This is a genomic window from Neorhizobium sp. 05N33 (assembly GCF_056397445.1).
Window position 1 is genome coordinate 343,316 of sequence record NZ_JBFTNK010000005.1, and the last position, 16,748, is coordinate 360,063.

Here is a 16,748-nt window from a genome sequence, read left to right on the forward strand (position 1 = left end):
GATCATGGCAGGTCGCGGAGACAATTCGAAAGCCAAATCCGGCGGTCCGGTCGATACCGAACCGTTGCGGCGGGCAATTACCGGCTGCGTGAGGTCGATTGCCGGCGACGCGGAAGTCGAGGTCACATTCGCCAACGAGCGTCCGGGCCTTGCCGGCGAGCGCATCCGCCTGCCGGAAATCTCCAAGCGACCGACGGCCCACGAGCTCGCGGTGACCCGCGGGCTCGGCGATTCCATGGCGCTGCGGATCGCCTGCCACGATACCAACGTGCATGCCAGCATGTCGCCGCAGAGTGCCGATGCACGTGTCGTCTTCGATGCAGTCGAGCAGGCGCGGGTCGAATCGATCGGCGCATTGCGGATGGCGGGCATGGCGTCGAACCTCAGTTCGATGCACGCCGAAAAATATTCGAAGGCGAATTTCTCTGGCGTCGAACGGCAGGAAGACGCGCCGATCGGCGAAGCGGTTGCCATGCTGGTGCGTGAGAAGCTGACCGGCATCAAGCCGCCGCCGAGCGCCGGCAAGGTGCTGGATCTCTGGCGTCCGTTCATCGAGGACAAGGCGGCTGGCGATCTCGACAACCTCCGCAACGTGATCGAGGACCAGCAGGCGTTCGCCAAGCTGGTGCGGCACATGCTGACCTCCATGCAGATGGCGGAGGAGTTTGCCGACGACGATACCGATCCGGAGGAGATGGAGAACCCGGACCAGGAAGACCAGCCGCGTAGCAACGAGACCGAGAACGACGAGGTCGAGGAAGAAGCCGGCTCCGACGCCGCACCTGCCGAGCAGAGCGACGCTTCCGACGAGGAAATGGACGACGGCGAGATGGACGGCGCGGAAATGTCCGACGACGACATGTCGGACGATAGCGACGAACATTCCGAGACGCCCGGCGAGACCCGGCGGCCCAACAGCCCGTTCGACGATTTCAACGAGAAGGTCGACTACAAGATCTTCACCCAGGAATTCGACGAGGAAATCACGGCCGAAGAGCTTTGCGACGAAGCGGAACTCGACCGGTTGCGGGCCTTCCTCGACAAGCAGCTCGCCCACCTTCAGGGCGCCGTTGGCCGGCTTGCCAACCGGCTGCAGCGCCGCCTGATGGCGCAGCAGAACCGCTCCTGGGACTTCGATCTCGAAGAGGGGTATCTCGATCCGGCCCGTCTGGTGCGCCTGATCATCGATCCAATGCAGCCGCTCTCCTTCAAGAAGGAGCGCGACACGCAGTTCCGCGATACGGTCGTCACTCTCGTCATCGACAATTCCGGCTCGATGCGTGGCCGGCCGATTACGGTCGCCGCCACCTGCGCCGACATCCTTGCCCGCACGCTGGAGCGCTGCGGCGTCAAGGTCGAGATCCTCGGCTTTACCACCAAGGCCTGGAAGGGCGGGCAGGCGCGCGAAAAGTGGCTGGCGAGCGGCAAGCCGCCGACGCCCGGCCGCCTCAACGACCTGCGCCATATCGTCTACAAGTCAGCCGATGCACCGTGGCGCCGCTCGCGCCGCAATCTCGGCCTGATGATGCGGGAAGGCCTACTCAAGGAAAACATCGACGGCGAAGCGCTGATGTGGGCGCATAACCGTCTGATCGCCCGCCGCGAGCAGCGCAAGATCCTGATGATGATCTCGGATGGCGCGCCGGTCGACGATTCGACGCTGTCGGTCAACCCGGGTAATTATCTCGAGCGACATCTTCGCGCCGTGATCGAACAGATCGAGACGCGCTCGCCGGTCGAACTGCTCGCAATCGGTATCGGCCACGACGTCACGCGCTACTATCGCAAGGCCGTGACCATCGTCGATGCGGACGAGCTTGCCGGGGCAATGACCGAGCAGCTTGCCGAGCTGTTTGCGGAAAACGGCAGGCAGCAGGGCCGCATGCGACGGGCCAGCTGAGGTCCGCCGCTTGAAACTTTCCCGCCTCGTCGTCTGGGCCGGCCTTTTTGGCGTCATCGCTTTCCCGGTGGCGCCGGCCACCGAAAATATCTCGGTCAGGGCGCGCGCGATCACCGAATTCAAGCGCGGCTCGGCGGAAACACGCTTTGGACCTCTCGAATTTCTCGGCGGCATCGAATTTTCATCATCCGATAGCCGGCTGCAGTCGTTGTCGAGCATCCGCTTTCGCGCCGATGGCGAAAGGTTCGTGTCGGTGCTTGATACCGGTTCGTGGCTGACCGGCCGCATCGAGCGGGATGCCAAGGGGCGCCTCGCCAACCTCGCCGATCTCGCCATCAATCCGATCCTCATCCGCGGCGGACGGGTCGGTTCGAAATATACGTCCGACGCCGAGGGTCTGGCGCTGAGGGATGGCCAGGCGATCGTCAGCTTCGAGCAGCTGCATCGCGTCGATGCCTATCCCGACCCGGGGTTCGAGATCTCTGCTCCCCTGAAAAGCCTTGATCTGCCGATCCCCCGCCACGAGTTCCGGATGAATGCGGGCATGGAGACGGTGGCGGTCTCGCCCCAGGCCAGTCCGCTCAAGGGATCGCCCATCGTGGTCACCGAGCATAGCCTCGATGACCAGGGGAACCTTTTCGCCGCCATCCTGGAAGGGCCGCTCAAGGGCGTGTTCACGGTGGTGCGGCACGATCCGTTCGACGCGACCGATGGCGCCTTCCTGCCAAACGGCGATTTCCTGCTGCTCGAACGCCGTTTCAGCTTCCTCCGCGGCCTCGGCATGCGCATCCGCCTCATCAAGGGCGGTAGCATCCGTCCCGGCGCTGTCGTGGACGGCGAAGTCCTCGTCGATGCCGACATGGGTTTTGCCATCGACAACATGGAAGGGCTCGACGTTATCACCGGGCCGGAGGGCAAGCCGCACCTCATCCTGATTTCGGATGACAACGGCAATCTGCTGCAGCGTAACGTGATGCTGGAATTCCGCCTGACGCAGTGATGCCAGGCGGAATGTCGGGGCTTGAGTTTTAGCGGGCCGGAGCGACCTGCGGCATCGGCTTCAGCACGTTCATCAGTGCGCCATAGGGCAGGAGCAGGACGACGCCGACCAGGATCTTGACCACGAGGTCGCCGAGCGCCCAGGAGATCCAGCGTGGGGCTTCTGCGGCAAACGCGCCGAGGATCGGTGCGGATTGGATGGCGAAATCCTCGTTCGGGCCGATGAAGGCGAAGAGCGGGGCGAAGGCCAGCGAGAAGAACAGGATCGTATCGATCACGGTGCCGATCAGCGATGCCGCCAGCGGCGCCTTCCACCAGGTCTTGCGGCGCAGTTCATTGAACACCGAGATGTCGAGAAGCTGGCCGATCAGGAAGGCTGTGCCGGATGCGATGGCGATGCGCGGAACGGAAATCCAGAAGGACAGCGCGACGCCGACGACGAAACCGACAAGTACGACGCGTCGCGCAATCGTGGGACCGAACTGGCGATTGGTGAGGTCAGTGATCAGGAATGCGATGGGATAGGTGAACGCGCCCCAGGTGAGGAGATCGCCAAGGGCGATGCCCCAGAGCGTTCCCGTGACCGGAAACTGCACTAGGAAATTCGAGGCGCCGACGATGGCCGCCATCAGCAGGGCATAGATGAAAGTATAGCGTGAGCTCAGCATTTTTTTATCCTGGGTGATGCCACCAGTTGGAGTTTTATGAAGGCCAAGAGAAAAGGCCTGGCCGGTATTACCCGTTCAAGCCTTGTTCAAAGCCGGATGATTTGTCGTCAGACCGATTAGGCCGCAGCAGCGACTTCGGCGGTCTTCTTGACGATCTGGCGGCGCAGCAGGCGAGCGCGCATCGACAGTTCGGTCTCGTCGGACTTCAACAGGAAGGCATCGAGGCCGCCACGATGTTCGACGGAGCGCAGAGCGTGCGCCGAAACGCGCAGGCGATAACGCTGGCCGAGAGCGTCGGAGATCAACGTGACCTGGCACAGGTTCGGCAGGAACCGACGGCGGGTCTTGTTGTTGGCGTGGCTTACGTTGTTGCCGGTCAGAACGCCCTTACCGGTCAGTTCGCACACACGAGACATGGATACACCTTTGTTCTTCTGCAATCGGATGGTACTTCCGGACAATGTCCGGTGCGCCGATCCAACTGGTCCTGAGTGGAAAGTTGCGGTTCTATAGTCAGTGGGGCTCGTCGCGTCAAGCCAAAACCTTGGCCTAACCCTAAGAGAATCCGCTGCCAGTGCCCTGACGCCGCTATTTTCTTGCCATGATGCACCGTCTATATGTCTCCAGGAAGACGCTTTTCGGCGTCCTCATCGGTCAGGGCAGAATCATGAACCTTCACGGCTGTTTCGTCAGTGCCTTCGTGCTCGTCTTCGGGTTCACGACCGTTCCGCTCGGCTCGGCGGAAATCCGACATGTCAGCGAATACGATATTTCGCTCGGGATCCTGCCGATCGCCAAGGCATCATTCGCGAGCGAATTCAACAGCAGCGACTACAAGATCACCGGCACGTTCAAATCGGCCGGGATCGTCAACATCATCAGCCGCATCTCCGCCGAGACCAGCGTCAGCGGGCGAATGCAGGCCGACAAGCTGCAGGCCGATCGCTACAACCTCGTCTACAGCGCCGGCCGGCGCACGCGTGTCTACGACGTCGAGTACCGCAACGGCAATGTCACCGAGACGACTGTCAAGCCCGAGCCGACCCGCAATCCGGAAACCTGGATTCCCGTGACGGACAAGGACCTGCACGCGGTTCTCGACCCGTTGAGTGGCCTCATCTTCCCGGGCGACGCCAAGGTCTGCCCCAGTCGGCTGCCGATCTACGATGGCGAGTCGCGCATGGACCTGGTGTTGACGCCGAAGGGCACCAGGCCGTTTTCGACTGACGGTTTCAAGGGTGAGGCGATCGTCTGTTCGATCCGCTACCTTCCGAGGTCTGGCTTCAAGCGCGGGCGCAGCGATATCGAATACTTGCGCAAGACGCCGATGGAAATCTGGTTTGCCAAAGCGCAATCGGTAAATGTATATGCTCCAGTCTACGCCGTCATCCCGACAAGGATGGGGCAGGTTTACGTGACGGCCGTCAAATATGGCGGTTGAATAAGGCGCCCGCCCGGGCGCCCAAGGGGGCAGGGGTGAAAATCCGGGGAACGTTGATCGGTTTTACGGCGATCCTGATGTGGTCGCTGCTGGCCCTGATGACGGCTGCATCCGGAAAAGTGCCGCCTTTCCAGATGAGCGCGATGACGTTCGCGATCGGCAGCCTGCCGGGCATCGTGCTTTTTATCGTCAAGCCCGAGCGTATCGCGCTCCTGAAGCAGCCGCCGAAGGTTTGGATCACCGGCATCGGCGGCCTATTCGGTTATCATTTTCTGTATTTCACGGCGCTCCGCAACGCACCGGCCGTCGAGGCGGGGCTGATCGCCTATCTCTGGCCGCTGTTCATCGTCGTCGGTTCGGCCCTGCTGCCGGGAGAAAGGCTGCGCTGGTATCACGTGGCTGGTGCTGTCGCCGGGCTTTGCGGCACGATCGCCATCGTTTCCCGCAACGGCCTTGCCTTCGACGACGCCTATCTCATGGGTTATGGCGCCGCCTTTCTCTGCGCCTTCACCTGGTCGGGCTATTCGCTGCTGACGCGGCGCTTCGACCGGGTTTCGACCGATGTCGTCACCGGTTTCTGCCTCGGCACCTCGCTGCTGTCGCTGATCTGCCATCTGGCGCTTGAGACAACCGTCTGGCCGGCTAATGGCAGCGAGTGGGCGGCAGTTGTCGGGCTCGGCCTGCTGCCGGTCGGCACGGCCTTCTATGCCTGGGACTACGGGGTCAAGAACGGCGATATCCAGATCATCGGCGCGGCAAGTTATGCGGCGCCGCTGCTGTCGACGCTGATTCTGGTCGCATCGGGTTTTGCCGAAGCGAACTGGAACATCCTGTTGGCCTGCCTGCTGATCACCGGAGGGGCGGTGCTGGCGGCTCGGGATATGTTCCGGCCGAAGCCAATTGCGGAAGCCGCGGCCGAATAGGCGTTCCTGAAAGGGTCGGGGACGTGGGGGAAGAGATGTATCTGTCGTTATGGGCGGTGCTTGCCGCCTCGATCGCGCTTGCGATCCATTATTTCCGCTGGCTGAAAAGGCCGGCGAGCCATCTTCGTGCGGTGTTGAAGACCATACCGGTCCTGCTGCTTGTGCTCTACGCCGGTCTTTCCGGCGCCCCGGCGCTGTTCGTCGCAGCGCTGGCGCTCGGTGCACTCGGAGACGCCTGCCTCGCCTACGAGGGAGAGCCAGCCTTCGTCGTCGGGCTCGCTGCCTTCCTCGCTTCGCATATTGCCTATGCGGCGCTGTTCTGGCCATCGATAGAACCGAGCCTGCTCGTCGCCTCCGCCTGGCGTTATACGGCGGCGTGGATTTTCGTGGTGCTGACCGGCATGACGTTTTTCATGCTGTGGCGACCAGCCGGACGGCTCGCAATCCCCGTCGCCGCCTATGGGATCGCGATCGTCGCCATGGCGCTTTCGGCGCTGGCGGTGAAGCCGATCCTGCCGGCGGCCGGTGCTGCGCTGTTCGTCATGTCCGACACCGCACTGGCGATCCAGAAATTCCTGGTCAAGCCGGATGCGCCTGTCATGGCGAGGTTGAAGCCGTTCGTGTGGGGCACTTACTTCACGGCACAGCTGATTTTTACGTTGGCAGTTGCCGGCCTGCCGTTGTCTTAGCCTGTTGGCTCCCAGCCCGGCGGTGCCATCTCGAAGCTCGAAAACTGAAAGCCTGGTGCGACCGTACAGCCGACCAGCGTGAAGCGGCCAAGCGGTTCCGCTGCCTGCCAGGCGTTCGCAGGGACCACGGCCTGCGGCCGTTCGCCCCTGGCGAGATCGGTGCCGAGCCTCACCTCTTCGGCCGTCTCGCCATCGGAAATCCGCAAGAGCAGCGGATCGCCGGCATAGAAATGCCAGACCTCCGCCGCATCGCGAACCCGATGCCAATGGGAGCGTTCGCCCGCTTCCAGCAGGTAATAGATCGCCGTCGAATGGCCACGTGCACCGCCGTCTTCGTCGCGAAACGTCTCGACATACCAGCCGCCTTCCGGATGCCGCTGCATGCCGAGCGTGGTGATGATCTCCTCCGGCGTCATTTTAGAAATTGTCCTTGCGCTTGCGGATCTCGGCAAACACTTCCTCGTTGGATTTGCTCTCCATCACCAGGTTGCGACGGATGGCCGGGTCGGTGGCGCGCAGGAAAGGATTGGTTTCCTTCTCCAGCCCGATCGTCGTCGGAATGGTGAACTGGCCGGCCGCGCGCTGTGCCTCGATCTCGCTGGCGCGCGCCTGCAGGCGTTCATTGTCCGGATCGACGCTCAGTGCGAATTTCGCATTTGAGAGCGTATATTCGTGGCCGAAGTAGACGGCCGTCTCGTCCGGCAGAACGGCGAGTTTCTGCAGCGAGTGCCACATGTCGGTGGCCGGGCGTTCGAACAGCCGGCCGCAGCCGAGCGCAAACAGCGTGTCTGCCGCAAACAGGATCTTGTCGTCCGGGAAATGGTAGCAGATATGGCCGGCCGTGTGGCCCGGCGTCTCGATGACGCAGACGAGATGTTCGCCGAACTGGAATTCGTCGCCATCCGCCATGGTCTTGTCGAGGCCGGGGATCGCCACGGCCTCGTTGAACGGGCCGATGATCTCCAGCCCGAGCTTTTCCTTGAGCGCCAGGTTGGCTTCTACGTGGTCGCCATGGTGGTGGGTGGTGAAGATGTGGGTGATCTTCCAGCCGCGCCGGGCCGCCGCGTCCAGGATCGGCTTTTCCTCCGGCGCATCGATCGAGGCCGTCAGACCGCTTTCCGGATCGTGTACGAGGACGCCGTAATTATCGCTGCGGCATGAAAAAACTTCGAGTTCCAGTGGTCTCATAACATAACCCCATTGCTGAAAGTGTTTTGCGTCACAATGTAGAGACTGGTCCCTTGAAGTCCAACCACCGTCTGGTACCAAATCACGCATGCACACGGATATCGTCGATCTTCGCGAATTCTATCACTCGCCCCTCGGCCACCTTGCCGAGCAGTCGATCACGTTCGCGCTGTCTTCGCTCTGGGCGCGGCTGCCGGAGGAGCGGCTGGTGGGCCTTGGTTATGCCGTGCCGTATCTCGACCGTTTCCGCGCCGATACGGAACGCACTTTCGCCTTCATGCCGGCGGGGCAGGGGGCGGTGAACTGGCCGGTCAGCGAGCTTTCCTCGACCGCTCTCGTCTTCGACGAGGAACTGCCGCTGCCGGACTCTTCCGTCGACCGCGTGCTGATGGTGCATTCGTTGGAATTTGCCGAAAATCCGCGGGAGACCTTGAAGGAACTCTGGCGGGTGCTGGCACCCGGTGGGCGGCTGGTCATCGTCGTGCCCAATCGGCGCGGCGTCTGGGCGCGCATGGAACACACGCCGTTCGGCTCCGGCCGGCCCTATTCACGCGGGCAGCTCACCTCGCTGCTGCGCGAGACCAATTTCACGCCCGGTGCCAGTGCCGAGGCGCTGTTCTTCCCGCCGTCGAAGATCCGCGCCGTGCTGAAGCTGCGCCAGGCCTTCGAGCGCATGGGCCGGCGTTTCTGGCCGGTTTTTTCGGGGGTCATCGTGCTGGAGGCCCAGAAGCGGCTCTACCAGGGCCTGCCGGTCGCCGCCCGCGCCTCCCGGCGCGTCTTCGTGCCGGTGCTGGCACCTCAAGGCGTGCCTACGACGCGGACGCGGTGAGGATCGTCCCTCATCTGGCTGCATTCTCCGGCCCTTGGCTTTGGCTCAGGGCGTTCGTCATTCGAAACGATTGACTGGATCGTTTCGTCGGCTGCGCCGACCATTCCTCACCCCTCGACAAAGCCGAAATTCGGCTTTAATCCCACTGGATCACACCCGCCGTTTAAGGCTTTCCAAAAAGGTTGATCCGATGAGCATCGTCACGAGTGAGCCCGTTCCGCGTCCCGGCATCCTGGATATCGCCGCCTATGTGCCCGGCAAGGAACATGCTCCGGGCGTTGCGCGGGTCTTCAAACTTTCGTCCAACGAGACGCCGCTCGGCGCCAGCCCGAAGGCGATCGACGCTTTCAAACAGGCGGCCGGCCATCTCGAACTCTATCCGGACGGCCAGGCGATAGCGCTGCGCGAGGCGATCGCCTCGGTGCACGGGCTCAACGTCGCAAACATCATGTGCGGCAACGGTTCCGACGAGCTGCTGGGCCTGCTCTGCCACGTCTATCTCGGTGCCGGCGATGAGGCCATCATCACCCAGCATGGTTTTCTCGTCTACAAGATCCAGATTATGGGCGCCGGCGCCACGGTCGTTGAGGTGAAGGAGAAGGATTGCACCGTCGACGTCGACGCGATCCTTGCCGCCGTCACCGACAAGACGAAGATGGTGTTCATCGCCAATCCCGGCAATCCGACTGGTACATACGTCCCGGTCGCCGATATCCGCCGCCTGCATGCCGGGCTGCCGAAGAGCGTCATCCTCGTGCTCGACGCTGCCTATGCGGAATACGTGCGTAAGAACGACTACGAAGCCGGTCTTGAGCTCGTGTCTTCGAACAAGAACGTCGTGATGACCCGCACCTTCTCGAAGGTCTATGGCCTTGCAGCGCTGCGCATCGGCTGGATGTACGCCCCGGCCGGCATTCTCGACGCGCTGAACCGGGTGCGCGGACCGTTCAACATGAACGCCCCGGCGATTGCCGCGGGTGCGGCCGCCATCCGCGACCAGGCCTTTGTCGAAAAAGCGGTCGAGCACAACAATCTCTGGCAGGGCAAGCTTACCCACGCGCTGGAGGCGATCGGCCTCAAGGTGACGCCCTCGGTCGCCAATTTCGTGCTCATCCATTTCCCGGATGTCGACGGCAAGCGGGCGCCAGAAGCGGACGCCTTCCTCACCAGCCGCGGTTACATCCTTCGCGCCGTCCGGGGCTACGGTTTCCCGAATGCGCTGCGCATGACGATCGGGTCGGAGGAGGCCAATCGCGGCGTCATCGAAACGCTTGGTGAATTCATGGGCAAAAGCGCATGAGCACGCGGCTTTTCGACCGGATCGCGTTGATCGGCATCGGCCTGATCGGCTCCTCGATCGCACGGGACGTCAAGGAACAGGGTTTGGCCGGCGAGGTGGTGATTTCCACGCGCAGTGCTGAAACCCTGAAACGTGCCGAAGAACTGGCGCTCGGCACGCACTATGTCTCCTCAGCTGCCGACGCGGTGAAGGATGCCGATCTCGTCATCGTCTCGGTGCCGGTCGGCGCATCGGAAGCGGTTGCCAGGCAGATTGCCGGCAGCTTGAAGCCCGGCGCGATCGTCACCGATGTCGGTTCCACCAAGGCCTCCGTCATCGCGCAGATGGCGCCGCATATGCCGGAGGGCGTGCATTTCATTCCGGGTCATCCGCTTGCGGGGACGGAAAAATCCGGTCCGGACGCCGGTTTTGTCGGCCTGTTCCGGGATCGCTGGTGCATCTTCACGCCGCTGCCGGATACGGATCAAGTCGCGCTCGACACGCTGAAATCCTTCTGGATGGCGCTCGGCTCGCGCATCGATGAAATGGACCCGCAGCACCATGACAAGGTTCTGGCGATCGTCTCCCACCTGCCGCACATCATCGCCTACAACATCGTCGGCACGGCGGACGATCTCGAGACGGTGACCGACGCGGAAGTCATCAAATATTCCGCCTCCGGCTTCCGCGATTTTACCCGCCTTGCGGCGTCCGATCCCACCATGTGGCGGGATGTGTGCCTGCACAACAAGGATGCGATCCTGGAAATGCTGGCGCGGTTTTCGGAGGACCTCGCCTATCTGCAGCGGGCGATCCGCTGGGGCGAGGGCGACAAGCTGTTCGAGCTCTTCACCCGCACCCGCGCCATCCGCCGCTCCATCGTCCAGGCCGGCCAGGATGTCGACGCTCCGGATTTCGGCCGCCATTCACTCGACGCCAAAAAGTGACCAGGGTTAGATCGGCGGAATTTCGCCGATCTGGATGAAGCCGCCGGCGAACACCTTACCGCGGTTGATGGTGAGGTCGAGCGACGCGCTCTTGCCGCGGCCGAGCGCGGACAACATGTTGGCGGCGCTCTTCAGCGTCGGGGCGATCTGCGGAAAGGCCTGGCTGAGGCTGTCCCGCCAGGCATCGATCCGCTCGATCCGGAGCTTCAGCTTGCCAGACAGATAACCCTGTTCATCGAAGGAAAACGGACCGGAAACGGTGATCAGCTTGCCGTCGCCGAGATCGGCCGAAAGGCTGCGCATCTGGCCCTGTGTACCGTAGAGAGCGGTTCCATTCGGATCGGTTCCGTCGATCATGCCGGCGCGGCCGGTCAGGGTCAGGTCGAGATTGGTCGTAAACCGGGGCAGAAGCTGCGGCAGGTCCTTCATCACCACATCGGTGTTTTGCAGCGTCATGGCCGCGTCGAGGTCGTTGCCGTTCTGGCGCAGATGGATTTCGGTGTGACCGGCGCTGATATTGAAGGCCTGGCCGGTTGCCGACGATAGGATGTTCGTCTTCGCATTCTCGATCACCGTCGAGGTGCGCTCCACGCCGCGAAACCGGGTGATCAGGCTCGACTGGAAATTTTCCCAGGTGGTCGAAACCGAAAGCCCGTGGCCGGTGCGGATCTCGATCGGTGAATCGAGTTCCCAGACGATATGGCCGGGATTGTAAACCTGGGCGGCGGACCGCAGCGCTCCGAACGTGGCGGAAATGCCGTTGGTGCGGTCGTCGACCGAGACCTTCGAGCAGAACAGGCCGATCCGGAAGGGATAGCCACGATAGTCCGCGTCGGCGCATTCGGCCGAGATGCCGCGGCTTTCCTGGCTGCCGAGCAGGGCCAGCGTCCGCTCCTTCAGCGTCGAGGCGCCATAGAACCAGCCGGCGGTGTAGAGCGCGATTACCAGCACCACGCCGGAGGCGAGTAGCCACAATTTGCCGCTGACGCCAGTTCGGCTTGACGCTGCCATGATGTTCTCCAATGGTGCTGAAAACTTGGGGCGGGATGCTTCAATTGGAATGGTGTGGCGCGGGATATGGACGAATTTTGGGTGTTTGGCTACGGGTCTCTGATGTGGAATCCCGGTTTTACGTTTGAGGAAAGACTGCCCGCACGTGCTTTCGGCTTCCGCCGCTCCCTCTGCGTCTGGTCTTACGTGCATCGCGGCACGCCGGATCGTCCGGGACTTGTCCTCGGCCTCGACCGCGGCGGCTCATGCCGAGGCGTCGCCTTCCGGGTGAGCGAGGAGAACCGGGCGGACGTGCTCGATTATCTGCGCCGGCGCGAACTGGTTACGAATGTCTATCTGGAAAAGATTCTGCCCGTCTCGCTCGGTGACGGTCGGCAGGTGAAGGCGGTCGGCTATATCGTCGATCGCCACCATGTCCAATATGCTGGCGCGCTGGAAATCGAACAGGCGGCGGAGATCGTCGGCGTCTCCTCCGGCCAGTCGGGCCCCAACGATACCTATGTGTTCAACACATTGGCCCATCTGAAAGATATGGGTATCCGCGATCACTGGCTGGAAGGCGTTGGCGCGGCCGTGACGGCTGGATTTCAGGCCGCCGTCTGAGCTTTCAGCTCCGCAAGCCGCTTCACCGCTGACGGCGGCAGCGGCAGGTGCGGATTGGCGGCCACGGTTTCGACCAGCAGCCTGTCGCTTTCCCGTTCCAGGGTTTCGACCAGATGGGCGTAAAAAGCATCCGGATCCATGCCCGGTGCGATCGGCGGCAGGATGCGGACCTTGAAATGGCCGGGATATTTGATGAGCTTGCGGCGGCCCCAGAACAGGCCCCAATGGGCGACGACCGGCACGACCGGCACCTGCACGTCGCGATAGATACGGGCGATGCCGTAGCGGTATTGCGGCTCGGCGCCCGGCGGGCGGCGCGTGCCTTCGGGGTAGATGATGAGCTGGCGGTTGTTTGCCATCTCCTCCTTCGTCCGGTTCATGACGTCGACCATCACCTTGCCGCGGGCGCCGCGGTTGACCGGGATCATCTTCTGCTTGGCGGCGTACCAGCCGAACAGCGGGATCCACATCAGCTCGCGCTTGAGGATGTAGACCGGGTCCCGCTGCCAGGGCAGCAGTGCGACGGTATCCCAGGCGGATTGATGTTTGGGCGCAAAGATGCAACCGCCCTCCGGCACGTTTTCCAGCCCCTCGATCTCGAAGGTGGCGCCGACGATCTTTGCCATCAGCCAGTTGCAGGAGGCGGCCCAGGCTTTCGGGATGCGGTAGGCCGCCTTGCGCGGCATCAGGAAATAGATCGGGCTCAGCACGATCATGCGGACGATCAGGTTTGTGTAGAAGGCGATGTTGAAAAGAACCGAACGCACCAGCAGCATGGAAGCTTCCTCTTGGACAGGCGTTGCCTACACGAGATCGGGCGGGGAAAAAAGCGTCGGCTCGTCATCCGGAGGGAAAAGTGTCAGGGCGCGGGCTTTGAGGCGGTTTTCGGCGGGTCTTCGTTGCGCAGTCCCGTACCGCGCTCGATGCCGAACCAGTCGCGACAGGTGGCGAGCACGACCTTGCCGTATTCGGAAAGCATGGTTCGCAACACGTCCGGCTCGGCGAACCAGGCTTTTCGGGTGAGATCGGAACTGACCACCGGATAGGGTATGAACTCCGTTACCGGGTCGGCGCGCCGCAGTTCGTGCAGGCTGCGCAGCATGTGATAATTGTTGGTGACGACCAGCACGGACTTGTATCCGTGGTCGTGGATCCAGCGGGTGATTTCGTTGGCATTGCCGATCGTATCGATCGCATCGTAGCCGATATCGACGCAACAGGCGAAGAGGTCGGGCGAGGCCTGCGTGACCTTGCGGATCTGGGTCGGGCTGGTGGACGGATGCGCTCCCGAGATCAGCAGGCGCTGGCCGGCTCCATCCCGCAAAAGTCCGAGCGCCTGTTCGATGCGCAGATAGCCACCGGTCAATACGACGATCGCATCGGCCTTGACGCCGTCAGGCGCCTTCAGTGACGTCACCGCATTTGCAAACCACAAAAACCCGCCAAAAAGCAGCGCCAGCCCGAGCACGAAGGCCATGATGATGCGCCGGGCGGCCCACCGCAGCCGGCTGTTGCGCGAAAACACTCTCCCGAGCCACCGCCGCGGGTGGCTATCCGCTTCATTTTCGGGTGTGGTCGGAGCCGGTGTCATGATTGTCCATAGCCGGAGATTCGTGGCGAGAACAGGGCCAACCTACAGAGGGACGGCAACCGATTCAAGAAGCTGATAACCCGTCGGAACGCGATGGATCGGATCGGATCAGGTCGATCTCGTCGATGGTGCGCATGACCGTGAACCGGGCCGTGAGCGTCGTCAGCAGCGCGATCACGATCATCGTGGCGAAGATGCCGAGATAACCGCCGACGCCTATCGTGAAGGAACCGAACAGGGCGCTCGCCTGGTCGCTTTCGGGCGTCGCGAGCGAATTCGCCTGCCACATGTTGGCGATGGCGAACATAGCAGCTGCGAGCGCACCGCCGGCGGCGGAACCCTTGATGCTGATCTTCAGGAAATGTTTCTGGAATTCGCCGGCCACGAAAGAGCTTTCGGCGCCGACGAAATGCAGCACCTCGACGATATGGCGATTGCCGGAAAGCGCCCCGCGGGTGGCAAAGATCACCGTCAGGATCATCGCCGTGAAGACGAGGACGAGGACGCCCATGCCGATCAGCACCGTCGTATGGGCCATCGACACCAGGCGGTCCACCCAGGTGCGATGATCGTCGAGGAAAGCCTGCGGGATTTCCGTCTTCAGGAGATCGCGCATTCCGGCGAAATCTGGCGGGTTCTGCTCGTCAATGGTGACGATGACAAGGCGCGGTATAGGCAGGTCGTCGAAGTTCAATCCGGTGCCGAGCCACGGCTCCAGAAGCCTTGCGGTCGCGCTTTCGTCCATGATCGTGCCTTCGCGGGTGCCGACGAAGGTGAGCGCCAGGTCGCGGGCCTTCTTCAAAGCGGCATCCATGTCGAGCCCGTCATCGGGCTTGATCTGGATGGTGATCTCGCGGGAAATCTGGCTCTGCCAGCTCGACGCCGTGGCCCTTACCATGCTGACCGCGCCAAGCGTCAGGCAGGCGAGGAAGGCCATGATGGCGATCACCACCATCAGCGCATTGCCCTGGATGTTGGAGGGCGGCAGGATCGGGGCCGTCGGGCGCACCCGCATCTCGACGCGGCGCGCCTGCTTCTGGCCCGCAGGTTGAGCCTGCCGCTCGCCTTCGGGCTTCGGCGATTGGGCGCTCTTCGTCGCTTCCGGGCGGCTCAGCTCATTCATAGATGTCGAGCCGCCCTTCGGTGAGGATCATCCGCCTCGCATCCACTTGGTCCATCAGCGCCAGATCATGCGTGGCGATGACGACAGCGGTGCCGAGCCGGTTGAGTTCAAGGAACAGACTGAGGAGCCGGCGCGCCATCGGCGGATCGACATTGCCGGTCGGCTCGTCGGCGAGCAGGATTTCCGGCTGGTCCATCAGGGCGCGAGCGATCGCGGCACGCTGCTTTTCGCCGCCCGAAAGAACGGCGGGGAGTACGTTGATACGCTCGCCGAGTCCGACCCATTTCAGAAGCTCGATCACGTCGTTGCGGTAGGAGCTTTCCTCCTTGCCGCGCACGCGCAAAGGCAACGCGACGTTCTCATAGGTGGTCAGATGATCGAGCAGGCGAAAGTCCTGGAAGACGATGCCGACCCGCCGGCGCAGCATCGGCAGTTCGGCGCGGGGGATCTGCGACAGGTCGCGGCCGAACATGTGGATGATGCCGCGGGTCGGGTGCAGCGACATGAACAGCAGGCGCAACAGGGTGGTCTTCCCAGCGCCCGATGGGCCCGTGAGGAATTGGAATGAGCGCTTGGGGATGTCGAAGGTCATATCCCGCAGGATCTCCGGCCCCATCCCATAGCGCAGACCAACGTTTTCGAAATGAATCAACGGATGACCCAGTCCTCGCTTTTTCGACTCTCTGGTGCCCGTCTATCTCTTAACGACCCGGGTAAACGAACGGTAAATCACGCGCGGAAAAGGGCTAATTTCAGGCCGTATTTGCGAAGCGTTAACCATTTCAATTTACGACTGAGGAGGATTCGATTCAATGCCCGCGATCCCGAACAACGGGGAAAACGGGCCGAAGAGGGCCCCATGAGCACGTTTAGCAGCCATCAGGGCAAAACAGTCATCCAGATGGACATCCTGCCGCCGGAACCTTCCGCGCGGCCGACCCGGGCTAACCCTCGGCGCGGCGAGGTGGTCGACGCCCAGTTCGTTCCGGTTCGCGAGACCTTCCGCCGGGGGCCGGCGCCGCGCTCGCACAATGACAATCGCACCAGGCGGCCTGAAACCACGGTCGTTGCCGCGTCGTTCGCGGAACGGGTTCTCGCCGGAACTGAGCGTGGCCTGATGCGTCTTTCCGCCGATTTCTTCTCGGCAGTCGTGGCCGTCGTCTTCGTTGCCGTCTTCAGCCTCGCGGGTGGCTTCACGTTCCTGTTCGCCGGTTCGGCGACGGCAGGAGCCGGGCCGACGCTCGACATCACCCATGTGACGATGACGCCGCAGGATGCCAATGGCATGCGCGTGCTCTTGATCAACGGCATCGTCGAGAACCGCGGCGGCGACAACCGGGCCATGCCGCAGATCCGCGCCGATCTGATGTCGGGCCAGACACTCATTGCGACGACGCTGATCTCGCCGCCGGCCTCGTCCATCGAAGGCCGCCAGAGCCGAGGCTTTTCGGCGCGGGTGCCCCACCCCGGTGGAAAACTGCCCGATCTGCGGCTTTCCTTTGCGGACCGCGGCGCCTAGAGCTTTCTCTTTCCCGGCGGATTGTGGTATCGCGGTTT

General features: G+C 62.6%; 19 protein-coding genes. 10 read left to right on the forward strand and 9 right to left on the reverse strand.

The genetic code is table 11. The annotated features are described in order from the left end of the window. The first annotated feature begins 4 nt into the window (after positions 1-4). On the forward strand, positions 5-1,900 hold the full coding sequence (gene cobT, locus AC1DLT_RS16450; protein WP_477487422.1) for a cobaltochelatase subunit CobT: 1,896 nt from the start codon (positions 5-7) through the stop codon (positions 1,898-1,900). 10 nt (positions 1,901-1,910) lie between these two features. Continuing rightward, positions 1,911-2,900: an esterase-like activity of phytase family protein gene (locus AC1DLT_RS16455; RefSeq protein WP_477487423.1), complete on the forward strand. Its 990-nt coding sequence runs from the start codon at positions 1,911-1,913 to the stop codon at positions 2,898-2,900. A 28-nt stretch (positions 2,901-2,928) separates the two neighbouring features. On the opposite strand, the gene AC1DLT_RS16460 is transcribed toward AC1DLT_RS16455, so the two are convergent. Both AC1DLT_RS16460 and rpmB read right to left on the reverse strand, forming a co-directional pair. Further along, on the reverse strand, positions 2,929-3,567 hold the full coding sequence (locus AC1DLT_RS16460) for a queuosine precursor transporter (RefSeq protein ID WP_477487424.1): 639 nt from the start codon (positions 3,565-3,567) through the stop codon (positions 2,929-2,931). 116 nt (positions 3,568-3,683) lie between these two features. Further along, the gene (gene rpmB / locus AC1DLT_RS16465) at positions 3,684-3,983 is read right to left on the reverse strand and encodes a 50S ribosomal protein L28 (RefSeq protein WP_151044732.1); all 300 of its coding nucleotides are present in this window, start codon (positions 3,981-3,983) and stop codon (positions 3,684-3,686) included. Between the two features lie 251 nt (positions 3,984-4,234). Between rpmB and AC1DLT_RS16470 the strand changes: the two genes are divergently transcribed. Genes AC1DLT_RS16470 through AC1DLT_RS16480 form a run of 3 tightly spaced genes read left to right on the forward strand, consistent with a single transcriptional unit; the run spans position 4,235 to position 6,620 of the window. Next, positions 4,235-5,008: a DUF3108 domain-containing protein gene (locus tag AC1DLT_RS16470; RefSeq protein ID WP_051900201.1), complete on the forward strand. Its 774-nt coding sequence runs from the start codon at positions 4,235-4,237 to the stop codon at positions 5,006-5,008. A 35-nt stretch (positions 5,009-5,043) separates the two neighbouring features. After that, entirely contained in the window at positions 5,044-5,931 is an 888-nt protein-coding gene (gene yddG, locus AC1DLT_RS16475) for an aromatic amino acid exporter YddG (protein ID WP_477487425.1), read from the forward strand. 35 nt (positions 5,932-5,966) lie between these two features. Then, complete coding sequence (locus AC1DLT_RS16480; protein ID WP_477487426.1) at positions 5,967-6,620, forward strand: lysoplasmalogenase; 654 nt, start codon at positions 5,967-5,969, stop codon at positions 6,618-6,620. Here AC1DLT_RS16480 and AC1DLT_RS16485 read toward each other — a convergent pair. Both AC1DLT_RS16485 and gloB read right to left on the reverse strand, forming a co-directional pair. Next, complete coding sequence (locus AC1DLT_RS16485; RefSeq protein ID WP_477487427.1) at positions 6,617-7,036, reverse strand: cupin domain-containing protein; 420 nt, start codon at positions 7,034-7,036, stop codon at positions 6,617-6,619. The two genes, AC1DLT_RS16480 and AC1DLT_RS16485, sit on opposite strands and share 4 nt — an antisense overlap. A 1-nt stretch (position 7,037) precedes the next feature. Further along, positions 7,038-7,808, reverse strand: coding sequence for a hydroxyacylglutathione hydrolase (gene gloB, locus AC1DLT_RS16490; protein WP_477487428.1), 771 nt, complete (start codon positions 7,806-7,808; stop codon positions 7,038-7,040). 88 nt (positions 7,809-7,896) lie between these two features. Between gloB and AC1DLT_RS16495 the strand changes: the two genes are divergently transcribed. The 3 genes from AC1DLT_RS16495 to AC1DLT_RS16505 all read left to right on the forward strand — a co-directional run bounded on the left by AC1DLT_RS16495 (position 7,897) and on the right by AC1DLT_RS16505 (position 10,863). Continuing rightward, positions 7,897-8,637, forward strand: a complete 741-nt coding sequence (locus tag AC1DLT_RS16495) for a class I SAM-dependent methyltransferase (RefSeq protein WP_247035182.1) — start codon at positions 7,897-7,899, stop codon at positions 8,635-8,637. A gap of 190 nt (positions 8,638-8,827) precedes the next feature. Next, positions 8,828-9,937, forward strand: coding sequence for a histidinol-phosphate transaminase (gene hisC / locus AC1DLT_RS16500; RefSeq protein ID WP_477487429.1), 1,110 nt, complete (start codon positions 8,828-8,830; stop codon positions 9,935-9,937). Further along, the gene (locus tag AC1DLT_RS16505) at positions 9,934-10,863 is read left to right on the forward strand and encodes a prephenate/arogenate dehydrogenase family protein (RefSeq protein ID WP_477487430.1); all 930 of its coding nucleotides are present in this window, start codon (positions 9,934-9,936) and stop codon (positions 10,861-10,863) included. The genes hisC and AC1DLT_RS16505 overlap by 4 nt, the downstream gene beginning before the upstream one ends. 6 nt (positions 10,864-10,869) lie before the next feature. Here AC1DLT_RS16505 and AC1DLT_RS16510 read toward each other — a convergent pair whose 3' ends face one another. Beyond that, positions 10,870-11,874 carry a DUF2125 domain-containing protein gene (locus tag AC1DLT_RS16510; RefSeq protein WP_038546345.1) on the reverse strand — a complete coding sequence of 335 codons (1,005 nt, stop codon included), beginning with the start codon at positions 11,872-11,874 and terminating at the stop codon, positions 10,870-10,872. Between the two features lie 54 nt (positions 11,875-11,928). Between AC1DLT_RS16510 and AC1DLT_RS16515 the strand changes: the two genes are divergently transcribed. Further along, a complete protein-coding gene (locus tag AC1DLT_RS16515) occupies positions 11,929-12,477 on the forward strand; it encodes a gamma-glutamylcyclotransferase (RefSeq protein ID WP_477487431.1) in 549 nt (182 codons plus the stop codon). Here AC1DLT_RS16515 and AC1DLT_RS16520 read toward each other — a convergent pair. The 4 genes from AC1DLT_RS16520 to ftsE form a co-directional block, all read right to left on the reverse strand. Then, entirely contained in the window at positions 12,462-13,253 is a 792-nt protein-coding gene (locus AC1DLT_RS16520; RefSeq protein WP_247136356.1) for a lysophospholipid acyltransferase family protein, read from the reverse strand. The two genes, AC1DLT_RS16515 and AC1DLT_RS16520, sit on opposite strands and share 16 nt — an antisense overlap. 83 nt (positions 13,254-13,336) lie before the next feature. Beyond that, positions 13,337-14,068, reverse strand: coding sequence for a YdcF family protein (locus AC1DLT_RS16525; protein WP_477487432.1), 732 nt, complete (start codon positions 14,066-14,068; stop codon positions 13,337-13,339). A 64-nt stretch (positions 14,069-14,132) separates the two neighbouring features. Then, complete coding sequence (locus AC1DLT_RS16530) at positions 14,133-15,191, reverse strand: cell division protein FtsX (RefSeq protein ID WP_477487433.1); 1,059 nt, start codon at positions 15,189-15,191, stop codon at positions 14,133-14,135. Next, positions 15,184-15,843, reverse strand: coding sequence for a cell division ATP-binding protein FtsE (ftsE, locus tag AC1DLT_RS16535; RefSeq protein ID WP_038590651.1), 660 nt, complete (start codon positions 15,841-15,843; stop codon positions 15,184-15,186). The genes AC1DLT_RS16530 and ftsE overlap by 8 nt, the downstream gene beginning before the upstream one ends. A gap of 207 nt (positions 15,844-16,050) precedes the next feature. On the opposite strand from ftsE, the gene AC1DLT_RS16540 reads away from it, so the two are divergent. Further along, a complete protein-coding gene (locus tag AC1DLT_RS16540; protein WP_477487434.1) occupies positions 16,051-16,710 on the forward strand; it encodes a hypothetical protein in 660 nt (219 codons plus the stop codon). Positions 16,711-16,748: the final 38 nt, after the last annotated feature.